Here is a 14,219-nt window from a genome sequence, read left to right on the forward strand (position 1 = left end):
AAGAGAAAACACAAAAAAGAACAGGTAAACTATCCCCTGTTCTTTTTGTGTTTTCTTCTTATTTTGCTGCAGATGCCGCACCCGGATCAAACATTAAAATCTTTCTCTGTTAAGATAATCCTGTCAGAATCATCCGTATTCTTACCAAATACTCTCTTCACCAGTTTCTTTGCAGATGCTTTCTGTGAATGTGCCATCGCTTCATCCATAATCTCTTTCACTTCTGCAATAGTTACAGCATGATCTTCTCTCTGAAGAGAATCAATTCGGCTGTAAAGCGCCAGAATGCTCATTTCATCAATACGGTATCCATTCTCCTGTGCATAGGTCTGACCAAATGTTACCAGTTCATCATTGATAAATACCGGCACTTCCAATCGACTTGTAAACTTCCTTCTAAACTCTCTGTTAGAACTTAACAGTCTGTCAAGCGGTTTTCTCTGATCTTCCAGTACAATAAACAATTCTCCTGTGTCCTGCTCCATTGCTTTATTCAGCCTTGAAACTGTCTTCTCATTCATTTTGCCGGCCTTTTCGATGATCAGAGCTCCCCCATACAGCTTGCCCACAATATCACTGATTTTCTTCTTATTCAGAGACTCCCCTGTTACAATAGCAACCTTGCCTCTATGAATTTTTCGCTGTTTCTGAATTGCCTTAACAACATCAACGGCGAGAACTGTTTTACCATTTCCCTTGTTACCAATAATCAAAAGATTACCTGTACAGGATGTTCCCTGGCGGTTTGTACAATTCTTATCCTGCTCTAACACATCGACCAACTGTTCACTCATACCTCGAACCGGTACAAAGTAAGAAAACAGCTTCTTCTGCTCTTCTGTCAGACCTGCACGCGTGCCAATTCCACTCTGTGTCTTCAAGTCATATCTTCCATGTACAATAAATCCTGTGTCCGACATAGACAGTGCATCCGAAATCTCATCTAATGGCAACGGCGCTGTCTTTCCGGTTGCGATCAATTTTGCCGTTTCTTTCCTGCTAAGCGGTGTTGTTGCAGACAAGAGATCCATTTCTTCCTCATCGTCATCCGGAACCTCACGATCGTCAATGCCATCTGCATACTCACGGAGGCGGAACTCTTCTTCAAGATTAACCTCGGCAGACTCTTCCTCCTCTAAATCAAGGTCATACTCATCATCTTCTTCGTAATCATCATCCATCTCATCGAACTCGTCATACTCATCTGCGAGTTCTTCATCGTATTCTTCATACTCGTCTGCAAGTTCTTCATCGTACTCTTCATCATTAAATTCACCGGATTCTTCATCCCCATCAAATACTCCTGAAAACACTCCTGCTGCTTCTTCTTCATCTAAAGCATCTTCCGTGCCCCATTTAAAGGCTTCTTCCTCGTAATTCTCTTCTGCTGTAATATCCTCTGCCTCTTCTGTTTCCCCTTCCTCCATAGGGGGCTTTTGATCTGCATCCTCCTGCGGCGGAATATTCCCTTCGATTTCATCAATCAGCCGTTGAATATCCGGCGATAAAATAGGTGTATCGTTCTTCTTATTCTCCATAGTCTCCCCTTCTTGTTCTATTATAACTGTATTATCTGCATCCTCTGCAATTTCTTCAACAGATTCTGGTTCCCCTTCTACAAAGTCCTCTACAGCCTCTTCTAATACTTCTGCTTCCTCTTCTACAAAGTCCTCTACAGCCTCTTCTAATACTTCTGTTTCCTCTTCTACAAAGTCTTCCGCAGCCTCTCCTAATACTTCTGCTTCCTCTTCCACAAACTCTTCCGCAGTCTCTTCTAATACTTCTGCTTCCTCTTCTACAAAGTCCTCCGCAGTCTCTTCTAATACTTCTGCTTCCTCTTCCACAAAGTCCTCCGCAGTCTCTTCTAATACTTCTGCTTCCTCTTCCACAAAGTCTTCCGCAGTTTCTTCTAATACTTCTGCTTCCTCTTCTGCAAAGTCCTCCGCAGTCTCTTCTGACACTTCCGCTTCCGGTTCTCCCCATCCTTCAAGAATATCCATAAAGCTCATCTGACCTTGAATCTGATCTCCATTAGACTCAGCTGCTTTCTGTATTTTGACATCCTTCTGCTCTTGTGCCTCATCATCTACTTCTAATTCTTCTTCCGGCAACGGCTTAAGCTCCTCCAGATCCGGATCGACTTTAGTAGCTTCTCGTTTTCTTATACCTGCCACCTTTTCTGCAAATCCCAAATCTGCAACAGATTCTATTGCCTCAATCTTACTCTCCAGCTCCGTCAGATCCTCGTCCGTCTCTTCTGCCGGCTCTGGTTCGCCCGCTGGCTCATCCTCTGCTTTAATCACGATATTCAACAAACTCTTCAGCGCTTCGTCCAGCTTCATTGTATTACCGATTTTTTTCTTGCCCGACTGCTGTGCTGCCAGATCATTTTCCTTACTGACCTCACTGTCGGTATTATCTTCCTTCATTCCCTGCGGCTCATCTGATATCTGAACGTCCGGTTTCTCCCCCGCTGCTTCCGTCTTCTGATACTGCGTCAGATCCGGTATCTCTTCTGTCTCATTGGACACAGACATCTTTTCATATCTCCGGTCGTATTTCTCCTGCTGCGACGGTGTCAAAGGCTTATACTGCATCTTCAATTCCATTGTCTGGTATACATACTGCCCCTCGCTGAACCAAAGAATCAAGTCGTCACATTCCTCCAGGCACTCTCTTGTCATGCCGGCTTCCTGATATAACTTTGCCAGCTCATATGCCCATTCTTCAATATACTCCGCTTTCTTAAAAGCTTCAAGTGCATGTATCTGCTGCTCGATCGGTGCCCTCTGAGCCCGCAGAATCCGATATTTTAAAATAAACTGATTCGGGTCTTTTGGTGCAAGCTCCATAAAGTCATCATAATAATCTATTGCTTCATCAACATTCCCTGTCCTTAGTGCAAGTGTGCATAGACGGGAAATAATCTTACGGCTGCCCTCCGCCCGATTGTACGCAACACGCAGAACCTCGTAGCTCTTTTGATAATCTCTGTTCTTCTCATAAATCTCGCTGACCGTTCCCAGCATCGTCGAATTACGTACCCGCTTCCAGTCAATGGTATCCGCAATCTCTGCGGCTCTGTTGTATGCACCGTCGTTCATAAGTTCAAGCATCTGTTCTGTCTTTAACTTATACTCATACTTATCCACTGCACTCACCTCATCAACTTATTCTCTTCTTAGTCTCTTTCTGTTAATCTTTATTTTAGTAATTCATATTTTATCGGACAAAGCCCGCCGCAGGCATGAATTATGGGATGCCCGGGTGGGTATACTTACCGATATTCTTTCAATAGTTTACCATACTGAAACCATGTTGTCAAAAAAAAGTACATCCCTGGCTGACACCCGGATGTACTTTTTATTTTTATTTAATTATTCTTTCTTTTTATTTATAAAACCGGAGGAATCTCACGATTTAATTCCTGTAGACTTTACCTTTTGTTATGATATATAAATTACTTTATACCTATTCACCTGCATTCTCATGTAACCCTTGCCACAGAATTGATGTCCGAGTGAATACATCATTTTTATATTTATTTACAACAAAATCCTTACGGTACCATCATCATATTCTGAAGTATATCCTTAGGTTATTTCATCTATAATTGTTCAACCGCCGCAATATCATTACTCTTAATACCCCAACACCTTACTAAATTATTCTTTCTATAACTCATGTATACTTTCTTATGAGATCATATTCCTTAGATGTTTCTTCACACATCACTGGAACTTTCATTGAATGTGGTAACTATACTTCAATATGTCTGCGAATGTAAAATCTTAACTAATTACTTTTTATTCGGTCTTCCTTACTCTCCGATCCGTCAGTTTTCTCATTCTAACTTTACCGAATATTCTTTATCTTGTACAGGTAAAAGTCTCTGCATCACAGGAACTTCCATTCACCGTACCACTGACATATTGAATAGAAAATATTGAAATACTGTCCATGGGACCTTTACCTCCTTTTCTATAATCTATATCCGCTAAAGAGTGCTGTACTCTTTTGAAAATATCCTCTTAAAATCTCTCTTGAGATATCATTTTGAAATACGAAAATTGTATTCTTTATGTTTTAGGATATTTGTTTTTGGATTGACTTTATAATAGCACAGCAGTTTTTAATTGTCAACCTCTTTTAATATATTTTAAATATAAATTTATAATTGTTTGTTTTATTATGAATTTTCTGAAAATTTAATTGTTTTTTGCCACATATTATTTTGTATTCTTATTGAACCACTAATGTTCAATAAGTATGGATTTTTGCACGTTACTGTGAACAGTGATACTAATATTCCCTACGTATAAAAGAGGCATACCCTCCTCGGTACACCTCTCTCTTTTTGTCGTATGCATGGCAACTGAATCCGCCCTATTTTATATTATTGTACTCTCAAAAAGCCAAGTCTTATACAAATGCCTTTATACGTTCATAAATACTATCTGCATCCAGACCATACTTCTTAACCAGCTCTACTGCCGGGCCGGATTCGCCAAATGTATCATTGATTCCGATCTTCAGTGTTCTGGTCGGTGCCTGCTCGCTCAGCACATCACATACAGCGCTTCCAAGACCGCCAATTACCGAATGCTCCTCTACAGTCACAACTTTTCCTGTTTCTTTTGCGGCTGCCACAACCAGCTGCTCATCTAACGGCTTGATCGTGTGAATATTGATCACCTTCGCATCAATACCGTCTGCTGCCAGCTTCTGTGCTGCTTCCAGACAGTTTGCTACAGGCAGTCCGCTTGCGATAATTGCCACGTCCTTACCTTCCCGAAGCACAACACCTTTTCCAATCTCAAATTTATAATCCTCTTTGTCATTGATAACCGGCACTGCCAATCTTCCAAAACGCAGATATACCGGACCCTGATGCTCGTAAGCTGCTTTCACCGCAGCACGTGCTTCCACATCATCAGATGGATTAATAACAACCATTCCTGGTATTGTTCTCATCAGCGCGATATCTTCATTACACTGGTGAGTCGCACCGTCTTCTCCAACGGAGATTCCTGCATGAGTCGCGCCAATCTTAACATTCAGCTTCGGATATCCGACAGAGTTACGCACCTGCTCAAAGGCACGTCCTGCTGCAAACATAGCAAATGAACTTGCAAACGGTACTTTCCCTGCCGCAGCAAGTCCTGCTGCCACGCCGATCATATTAGACTCTGCAATGCCACAGTCGATATGTCTCTTTGGAAATACTTTTTTAAACACACCTGTCTTCGTTGCTGCCGCAAGGTCAGCATCCAGAACAACTACATCCTCATGCTCTTTGCCAAGTTCAGCCAAAGCATTACCATAACTCTCTCTTGTTGCGATTTTCTTTACATCTGACATAATGCTTCACCTGCCTCTTCTAATTCTTTCATTGCCTCTGCATATTGCTCATCATTCGGGGCCACGCCATGCCAGCTCACCTGGTTCTCCATAAAGGACACGCCTTTTCCTTTGACAGTCTTGGCAACAATTGCCGTCGGCATTCCCTTTGTCTCTCTTGCTTCTTTGAAAGCAGCTTCAATCTGGTCAAAATCATTTCCGTCAATATTGATCACATGGAAATTAAATGCCTCAAACTTCTTGTCTATCGGATATGGGGAGTTAACCTCTGTAATTGCTCCGTCAATCTGAAGATTGTTATTATCCACGATCACTACAAGATTGTCCAGCTTACGGAACCCTGCCAGCATAGCAGCCTCCCAGACCTGACCTTCCTGAATCTCACCGTCGCCTAACAGCGTATATACTCTGTAGTCAGCGCTATCCAGCTTTCCTGCGATTGCCATACCAACTGCCGCAGAAATCCCCTGTCCCAGAGAGCCAGAAGACATGTCCACCCCCGGAATATGCTTCATATCCGGGTGCCCCTGCAAGTACGAACCTGTGTGACGCAATGTAGTCAGATCTTCTGTCGGAAAAAATCCCCTGTTTGCCAAAGTGGAATATAAACCCGGTGCAGTGTGTCCCTTAGATAATACAAAACGGTCACGGTCTTTCTTCTTCGGATCTGCCGGATCAATATTCATTTCTTTAAAATACAAATATGTGTAAATGTCTGCCGCAGACATAGAACCGCCTGGATGTCCGGATTTTGCGCTGTGTGTTGCAGTTACAATGCCTTTGCGGACTTCATTCGCAGTTTTCATCAATTCTAATTTGTCCATAAGTTCCTCCTGAAAATATATTGTTATAGTAACTGAACTAATTTCCAAATACAGCTCTGTAATCAGCCTGGAATTTTTCAATTCCTGCATCAGTCAACGGATGATGTGTCATCTGCTCGATTACATTGTACGGAACTGTTGCGATATCAGCACCTGCCAAAGCGCAGTCTGTTACGTGAATCGGATTACGCACACTTGCCGCGATAATCTCTGTCTCAATTCCTGCAACTTCAAAAATCTGAGCAATCTCTGCGATCAAGTCTGTTCCGCGTACGGAAATATCATCCAGTCTTCCAAGGAACGGAGATACATATGTAGCTCCTGCTCTTGCTGCAAGAAGTGCCTGGTTTGCGGTAAAGACCAGTGTTACATTTGTCTTGATCCCCTCGGCTGTCAGCGCTTTACAAGCCTTCAGACCTTCTGCCGTCATTGGAATCTTTACTACCATGTTCGGGTGAATCTTAGCAATTTCACGTCCTTCTGCGATCATCCCTTCTGCATCAACTGTTGTTGCCTTAACCTCTCCGCTGATCGGGCCATCAACAATGGATGCGATTTCTGCAATTACTTCTTCAAATACACGTCCTTCTTTTGCGATCAGAGACGGATTTGTTGTTACCCCGCAGATTACTCCCATGTCATTTGCTTTTTTGATGTCCTCAACTTTTGCTGTGTCGATAAAAAATTTCATAGCTTTTCTCCTTTTTATATGTGCGTTGTCTATTCTGATTTTGATTATAATCAACAAAAATGCAGCGGTCAATGGGTGTCATTTTTATTAATTATTTTCAGCAATTAATATTCAAAAATTATTAATAAAATCAAATGTCTTTATTAAAAATAAGAACTTTCCTTCTACTATTAATTTCATGAATTGCGCACTGTACCTGCATATTTTTATTCCTTTAAAAATATTACAAAAAGCATTTCCTCGAATTTATTATTAATAAAACTTGGATTTTAGTTAATTTAACTTTTTTCTTGTATGTTCTGCGGTCACTTAGCTATTTTGTCAAATGTGGTCTGTTTCCCCCTCTTATTTTCGGACTTGAAGTTGTTCCCCGCTTCACAATTCTGGGCTCATATTCCACATGGTAAATACTAACTGGTTCCATATCTGCATATCTGCGGTCATGGGTTTTTATCTTCTTCATGATAATATCGCAGGCATCCCTGCCCTTATAGATGACAAAATGTTCTATCGTTGTCAATGACACTTTATGCATTTTTGCAAACAGTGTATTATCGCACCCCATCACAGATATATCTCCCGGTACTTTATACTTCGCATCATAGAGCGCGTCCAGAATTCCAAAGGCGATCATGTCATTGAGTCCTACGATCGCCGTCAGATTATCATACTCCGCAAGCAGTTCTTTCGTCAGATCATACCCAATCCGATATTCTGAATCAATTCCGGTTACATCCTCGTCAATGGATTCATTCGCCGCTTTAATGACGACATGTTCCCCAATTCCGGCTTCTTTAAATTCCTTTAAAAATCCCTCTACACGCTTGGACCGCTGTTTCTGTCTCACAGTCAGCGGCGGTGCGATATATGCCACATCCCGGTGTCCCAATTCCAGCAGATGGCGCGCCATAATCCGGCCCAGCTTAGAATTATCCAGCTCCACTGCATCCACATCCAGCCGTTCATTCTGATTATTTATCACAGCAAAAGGAATCCTCTGTGACATTTCCTCTATCAACGGCAGAAAACTCCGGGTTGGATTGCACATATAAATTGCCCCGCGCGGATTCAGGGACGGAAGCATTTTCAAATATCGTTCCTCCAGTTCCAGATTCCGCTGTGTATTACACACAAACAACCCGTATCCCTGTTCCTTCGCACGGGATTCAATCCCCTGCAAAAGCATAACATAATAAGGATTCGTCAGATTCGGACAAAATGCAACGAGCAGTTTTTCTTTCCTGCTCTCCCGCTGAACGCGCCGCCTGGGCAGTTCATAGCCAAGTTCTTTTGCTGCATGTTCTACCCTCTCGATCACTTCTTTAGAAAAGGATACATTATATTTTTTGTTCAGCACCATCGACACCGTTGCCTGTGAAACTCCCGCCCGCTCTGCAACATCAGAAGAAGTCACTTTATGTCTGCTCATGTTATTTCCTCTTTTATAACTCTGTACGTCCCTCCAGCGCACGTAACAACGTTACCTCGTCAATGTATTCCAAATCTCCGCCTACCGGTACCCCGCTGGCGATCCGGCTTACTTTGATTCCTGCGGGCTTGATCAACTTGCTGACATACATCGCCGTTGTCTCTCCTTCCAAACTGGAATTGGTTGCGATGATCACCTCGTCCACATCTCCCTGCAGACGTTCCATCAGTTCTTTCAAGCGGATATCCCCGGGACCGATTCCCACCATCGGGGAAATGGCACCGTGCAGTACATGATATACGCCGTTATACTTACCCGTCTTCTCATACGCCGCCAGATCTCTTGGTGTCTCCACCACCATAATCGTCTTCTGATCCCGCTCTGGATTCTTGCAGATCGGGCATAACTCCTGATCTGTCAGCGTACAGCACTGTGCACAGTAGCACACATTATTGCGTGCGTCCACCATTGTCTGTGCCAGATGCTCTACCTGCTCTTTCGGCATATTGATCACATGAAATGCCAGACGCTGGGCGGACTTTGTTCCAATCCCCGGCAGTCTTGAGAATTCCTCGATCAGCCGGCTGATCTGATTACTATAGTATTCCATTAAAAGCCGAATCCTCCCATGCCGCCTGTCAGCTTAGACATTGCTGCGCCGGACTCTTCCTCTACCTTACGGAGCGCCTCATTAGTTGCTGCCACGATCAGGTCTTCCAACATTTCAATATCATCCGGATCTACCACTTCTTCATCCAGCTTTACCTTCAGCACTTCACGCTTGCCAGATACCGTCACTTCTACAGCACCTCCGCCCGCTGCTGCGGTAAATTCCTTTGTTTCCATTTCCTTTGCCTGTTCTTCCATCTGACGCTGCATCTTCTGTGCCTGCTTCATCAGATTTGCCATATTTCCCGGCATACCGCCTCCCGGGAATCCTCCACGCTTTGCCATAATTAACCCTCCACTGTGATTTCCATATTAATGACACTCTCCATGTGCCGTTCCAAATCTGCAAATGTATCCTCGAAGCGCCGTCCGTCTTCTACCTGCCGTATCTCCACTTCAACCTTTTTGCCGATCCGCTGCTCGATCAAGTTCTCCAGCTCTTCCTTGTGATCCTCTCTTCCTACAATAGATGCACCCATTGCGTCCGGCAGAACCACCATCAAACGATTATCACCGCCCAGACTCAAACGTGCTTTCTTCAAGTAAGTCCGCACCGGTCCGGAAGTCTCATCCGCAATAGAGCGGAAATTCTTCACTACTTCTTGTACATCTTCTGGAATTGCCGCCGGAATTTCAGGTTTTTTCTTCAGCGCACTGCCCGTCATCCCTGCTGGCGCCCACCCCTGATATCCGGTCTGCATAGCATTCCCCATATCGGGACCACACCCGGTCTGTGGCGCCGCTGCCAGACCATTTTCCACTTTTTCTTCTATTGCGCGGATTCGGTCTAAGAGCGTATCCTGTGTCACTTCCATTGCCGGAGTGCATAGCTTGATCAGCGCTACTTCCAAAAGAACCCTCTTCTGAACGGCATATTTTAACTGCCCTGACAGTTCGGAAAAAATGCGGATATAACGCAGCAGCATATCTGTCTCTATCATCTGCGCTTCTTCCCTGAGCTGCGCCAGATTCTCACTGGATACATCGAGAACATCTTCTATACTATCAGACGTTTTAACCAAAAGCAAGTTCCGCAGATACCATGTAAAATCTACTGCCAACTGCGTCAGCTCCCTTCCCTGCATGACCAGATCTTCAACCGTATCCAGCACCTTCGGTACATCACGGACGATAATATTTCTCAGTAGTCTGCTAAACACATCCGTGTCCACAGCACCAAGCACTTCCAGTACATTATCATACGTCAATGTCTGACCCAGATAAAATGCAATACACTGATCCAGCAGACTCAGCGCGTCTCGCATAGAACCGTCTGCAGCCTTGGCAATGTAGCGGATAGCTTTGTCTTCCACATTAACCCGCTCTGCCTCCATCAGCTCCTTCATCCTGTCCGCAATCGTATCAATTGTAATCCGTTTAAAATCATAATGCTGACACCGGGACAATATCGTGATCGGAATCTTGTGCACCTCCGTTGTTGCCAGAATAAAGATTACATACTCCGGCGGCTCCTCCAGTGTTTTGAGCAATGCGTTAAACGCGCCTATAGATAACATATGCACCTCATCGATGATGTACACTTTATAATTGCCTTCTGTCGGACGGTAAGTCACTTCCTCACGAATCTCACGAATATTATCTACACCGTTGTTGGACGCCGCATCAATCTCAATTACATTCATAGACGTGCCTGCCGCAATAGATCTGCACATAGCGCAGACTCCGCAAGGGCTTCCGTCTGCCGGGTGTTCACAGTTGACCGCCTTGGCAAATATTTTCGCCACGGTTGTTTTACCTGTTCCCCTTGTTCCGCAGAACAGATAGGCATGACCAATACGATTTGCCTTAATCTGGTTCTGCAAAGTTGTAATAATATGGTCCTGCCCTTTTACATCTTCAAATGCCGTCGGGCGGAACTTTCTATATAATGCCGTATATGACATGAACTGTTCCTCTTACTTCTCGTTTTATTTTGCTTTGTCAGCTTTCTCCTTCTTTCCGGTCTTTCCCGCTGGTTCTCCAAAACTGATCCCCAAAAGCTTCGCTTCTTTGATCAGACTGCAGTTCGGATCTACATATTTCAACTTACCTGCCACGTCTCCCAGCGGTACTGCTGTTGTCTCATTGTTGATCATTGCAACCATGCAGCCGTATTGCTCTTTCAAGATCAGTTCAGCCGCCTTTGCTCCCACTCTGGAAGAAAATACCCTGTCATAAGGACATGGCGAACCGCCCCTCTGTGTATGTCCCGGAACAGTAATGCGTACTTCTTTGTCAGTCTTTGCCTGAATCTGTTCTGCCAGCTCATAAGCAATTGATGGATATTTTCTCTTTGCCAGCTTCTCTTTATACTCTTTTTTCTTCAGCTTTGCATCTTCCTTTGAAATTGCGCCTTCTGCTACTGCTAAAATCGTAAATGACTTGCCCGCCGCACTCCGTTTCTGAATCTCGTCCGCAATCACGTTAATATCGTATGGAATTTCCGGAAGCAGGATAATATCCGCACCGCCCGCAATTCCCGCATGCAGTGTCACATGCCCCACCTTGTGCCCCATTACCTCTATAATAAATACACGGCTGTGGGAAGTTGCCGTTGTATGAATCCGGTCAATGGTATCCGTTGCAATATCCACTGCGCTCTGAAAACCAAAAGTCATATCTGTTCCCCACAGATCATTATCAATTGTCTTTGGAAGTGTGATCACATTCAGCCCTTCCTCCCGAAGCAGGTTGGCTGTCTTATGCGTTCCGTTGCCGCCTAAAATCACAAGACAGTTCAGACTAAGTTTGTGATATGTATGTGTCATAGCCGATACTTTATCCAGTCCATTCTGATCCGGTACACGCATCAGCTTAAATGGCTGCCTGGAAGTTCCCAGAATGGTACCACCCCGGGTCAGAATTCCAGAGAAGTCCTTCGATGTAAGCATTTTAAAGTTCCCATATATCAGACCCTTATAACCATCTTCAAATCCAAAAATCTCCACATCATTCCTCTTAGAACATACACCCTTCACTACGCCGCGCATTGCCGCATTGAGCGCCTGGCAGTCTCCGCCGCTTGTCAACATACCGATTCGTAACATTTCCTTGTCCTCCTGTTCCGTTCAGTTCAACCCTTTACAGCCGGAAAATCTACCGATAGATTTCCTCCGGCTGCTCTGCTGTAACAGTTCAGCCTATCGGCTGTACTGTTACGCTCTGCTTCCACCATGTATCTTAACATATTTTTACAAGAAATAAAACTGCAAAGTCCTATGCCAAACTCTTACTCCAGCAGCTGCTTTATGATCTGCCAGATCCAAAACAGACTGTACAAAACCATTCCCCCATTGAGAATTACTGTTCTAAACCACTGTCCTTTCAGAATCGTAACCTCTCCCGGCGCACATTTCATTTTCTTAAAGCTCAGCGCCCAGCATATCACTCCGACTGTCACCAGCACAATAATGAATATCAAATATAGAATATAAATCAGAATTTCCTGCGCATAATTCACAAACAGATTCATCATTTCATCTATATCGCCGGACATATTTGCAAATTCAGTAAATACTCTCGATCTCAACATCAGAATCCCCGGAACCGACCCCATGAAATTGATTGCAGCATGCAATGTAATTGTATAAATCAACTTTCCTGTCTTCACATAAATAAATCCAAAAAAAGTTCCCAGTGTAAATGCATAAACAAACTGATTCAGATTCCCATGGAACAATCCGAACATCAAACCTGACAGTACAATAGCGGTCCGCTCACCGTACTTTGCCGTCCTGTCAACAAGCAGCTTCCGAAAGGTATATTCCTCTACAATAGGAGCACAGAGCACCATCAACACAAATGCCGTCAGCGGTGAAATCTCCGTAACGATCTCCCCCAGCGGGTTGTTGACTATGTCACCTTTTACCAGTCCAATACCCTGTGTGATCATTAATCCGATAAGATTTGAAAGATACATCGCCGCATAACTCATTAAAAACGCGATGAACCATTTCCCGATACTCATCTTATGCCTTTGAAGCGTCGTTCCTGGAATCCGCCTGACTAAAACCACCAGAAACGGCATGGCAAGCAGATACATGGACAATGACGATATTATCAGCACTGCATCATATCCTGTCATAATTTTAGGAAAAAACATCTGCACAATCCATACTGCCAGGTATTGTACTGCAAATATAGCTGCTGCCCCCAGAACATAGATATAACCAATCCTGGAAAAATATTTCTTTGTCATAACTTTTTCATAAGTCCCCATATCTGTCTCCTTTTAAAAATCTGTTGTACACCGCTTCACAATTTCGCAGACAATCTTATTGTCCTGACGGACATCCTTCTCTCCCTCCAACACACGAATCAAACCATCCACCGCCTTATTACAAAGAATCTCTACCTTATTGTCCACTGAAGTCAGCTCAGGCTCACAGCAAACTGCCATTTTAGAATTATTATAACCGGTTACACTCAAATCTTCAGGGATTTTTATCCCTTTTGCCTTTGCATATTTGAGCACACCTACCGCCAGCGTGTCATTACAGGCAAATACACTGTCAAACTCCAGTGTTTTGTGCATCAGAAGCATTTCCTTCACGTACTGAACCTGCTTCCTCGCATAAAATTTCAAATCACCAAGAATCGGATATCCCGCTTCTGAAAGCGCCGCTTCATACCCTTCCATCTTCTGTCTTGCACTGAACGTATGTGAATCTGAAAGAAACAATATCCGCCTCTTCCCCCTGCGAATTAAAGCCGCCGTCACATCATAGGCCCCTTGTCTGTCATCTCCGTAAAAACAGTAAATATTTTCTCCCTCTACATAACCATTAATCAAAAATACAGGAACTTTCTCTGCCGCCTGCCGTACATACTCTGCCTCCAGGCACCCCTCTCCTTTTTCCGCATATGCAGATCCGACCATAATCAGTGCGTCAATCCGTTTTGACAAAAGCAACTCTGTATGATACACCTTCATCTCCCTCTCATCACCACTGCAACCCAGAATACAGTCATATCCATGGTTATGCAGTCCCTTTTCCAGAATCGACACCGCCTCTGACATATATGCATCCGAAATATCCGGACAGAGGATTCCTATGGTCTTCATAGAATCCAATCCCAACCCCCTCGCAAATATATTGGGTGTATAATTAGATTTTTCAATCACCGCCATCACTTTCTGCCTTGTCTTTTCACTCACATTCGGACTCCCATTTACAACCCGTGATACCGTTGCAATGGAAACTCCTGCGATTTCTGCAATATCATAAATATTCATTGTACTTTT

Annotated in this window: 11 protein-coding genes; all 11 read right to left on the reverse strand. The window is 43.8% G+C overall.

The window, feature by feature from the left end; all coding sequences use genetic code 11:
- Nucleotides 1–86: 86 nt before the first annotated feature.
- Nucleotides 87–3,152, reverse strand: coding sequence for a hypothetical protein (locus NFS18_RS00465; protein WP_331477411.1), 3,066 nt, complete (start codon nt 3,150–3,152; stop codon nt 87–89).
- Between the two features lie 1,270 nt (nt 3,153–4,422).
- On the reverse strand, nt 4,423–5,361 hold the full coding sequence (locus tag NFS18_RS00470; RefSeq protein ID WP_251386584.1) for a transketolase family protein: 939 nt from the start codon (nt 5,359–5,361) through the stop codon (nt 4,423–4,425).
- Nucleotides 5,349–6,185, reverse strand: coding sequence for a transketolase (locus NFS18_RS00475; RefSeq protein WP_251386586.1), 837 nt, complete (start codon nt 6,183–6,185; stop codon nt 5,349–5,351). The genes NFS18_RS00470 and NFS18_RS00475 overlap by 13 nt, the downstream gene beginning before the upstream one ends.
- 37 nt (nt 6,186–6,222) lie before the next feature.
- A complete protein-coding gene (fsa, locus tag NFS18_RS00480; RefSeq protein ID WP_251386588.1) occupies nt 6,223–6,876 on the reverse strand; it encodes a fructose-6-phosphate aldolase in 654 nt (217 codons plus the stop codon).
- 313 nt (nt 6,877–7,189) lie between these two features.
- The gene (locus NFS18_RS00485; protein ID WP_251386590.1) at nt 7,190–8,305 is read right to left on the reverse strand and encodes a LacI family DNA-binding transcriptional regulator; all 1,116 of its coding nucleotides are present in this window, start codon (nt 8,303–8,305) and stop codon (nt 7,190–7,192) included.
- Nucleotides 8,306–8,318: 13 nt separating this feature from the next.
- Nucleotides 8,319–8,915, reverse strand: coding sequence for a recombination mediator RecR (recR, locus tag NFS18_RS00490; RefSeq protein ID WP_251386593.1), 597 nt, complete (start codon nt 8,913–8,915; stop codon nt 8,319–8,321).
- Nucleotides 8,915–9,259 (reverse strand): YbaB/EbfC family nucleoid-associated protein, encoded by a 345-nt coding sequence (locus NFS18_RS00495; RefSeq protein WP_251386595.1) that lies wholly within the window; start codon nt 9,257–9,259, stop codon nt 8,915–8,917. Before NFS18_RS00495 ends, recR begins: the two co-directional genes overlap by 1 nt.
- 2 nt (nt 9,260–9,261) lie before the next feature.
- Complete coding sequence (gene dnaX / locus NFS18_RS00500) at nt 9,262–10,878, reverse strand: DNA polymerase III subunit gamma/tau (RefSeq protein WP_251386597.1); 1,617 nt, start codon at nt 10,876–10,878, stop codon at nt 9,262–9,264.
- Nucleotides 10,879–10,902: 24 nt separating this feature from the next.
- Nucleotides 10,903–12,021, reverse strand: coding sequence for a 6-phosphofructokinase (locus NFS18_RS00505; RefSeq protein WP_251386599.1), 1,119 nt, complete (start codon nt 12,019–12,021; stop codon nt 10,903–10,905).
- Between the two features lie 182 nt (nt 12,022–12,203).
- Nucleotides 12,204–13,193 (reverse strand): CPBP family intramembrane glutamic endopeptidase, encoded by a 990-nt coding sequence (locus NFS18_RS00510; protein WP_251386601.1) that lies wholly within the window; start codon nt 13,191–13,193, stop codon nt 12,204–12,206.
- Nucleotides 13,194–13,205: 12 nt separating this feature from the next.
- Complete coding sequence (locus NFS18_RS00515) at nt 13,206–14,210, reverse strand: LacI family DNA-binding transcriptional regulator (protein WP_251386603.1); 1,005 nt, start codon at nt 14,208–14,210, stop codon at nt 13,206–13,208.
- Nucleotides 14,211–14,219 lie beyond the last annotated feature (9 nt).

The organism is Mediterraneibacter agrestimuris (assembly GCF_943193195.1).
Lineage (GTDB): Bacteria > Bacillota > Clostridia > Lachnospirales > Lachnospiraceae > Schaedlerella > Schaedlerella agrestimuris.

Bases quoted from the DNA above. Each gene is read 5' to 3' on its own strand.
- NFS18_RS00470 (WP_251386584.1), bottom strand. From the start codon at position 5,361: ATGTCAGATGTAAAGAAAATCGCAACAAGAGAGAGTTATGGTAATGCT.
- NFS18_RS00475 (WP_251386586.1), bottom strand. From the start codon at position 6,185: ATGGACAAATTAGAATTGATGAAAACTGCGAATGAAGTCCGCAAAGGC.
- fsa (WP_251386588.1), bottom strand. From the start codon at position 6,876: ATGAAATTTTTTATCGACACAGCAAAAGTTGAGGACATCAAAAAAGCA.
- NFS18_RS00485 (WP_251386590.1), bottom strand. From the start codon at position 8,305: ATGAGCAGACATAAAGTGACTTCTTCTGATGTTGCAGAGCGGGCGGGA.
- recR (WP_251386593.1), bottom strand. From the start codon at position 8,915: ATGGAATACTATAGTAATCAGATCAGCCGGCTGATCGAGGAATTCTCA.
- NFS18_RS00495 (WP_251386595.1), bottom strand. From the start codon at position 9,259: ATGGCAAAGCGTGGAGGATTCCCGGGAGGCGGTATGCCGGGAAATATG.
- dnaX (WP_251386597.1), bottom strand. From the start codon at position 10,878: ATGTCATATACGGCATTATATAGAAAGTTCCGCCCGACGGCATTTGAA.
- NFS18_RS00505 (WP_251386599.1), bottom strand. From the start codon at position 12,021: ATGTTACGAATCGGTATGTTGACAAGCGGCGGAGACTGCCAGGCGCTC.
- NFS18_RS00510 (WP_251386601.1), bottom strand. From the start codon at position 13,193: ATGGGGACTTATGAAAAAGTTATGACAAAGAAATATTTTTCCAGGATT.
- NFS18_RS00515 (WP_251386603.1), bottom strand. From the start codon at position 14,210: ATGAATATTTATGATATTGCAGAAATCGCAGGAGTTTCCATTGCAACG.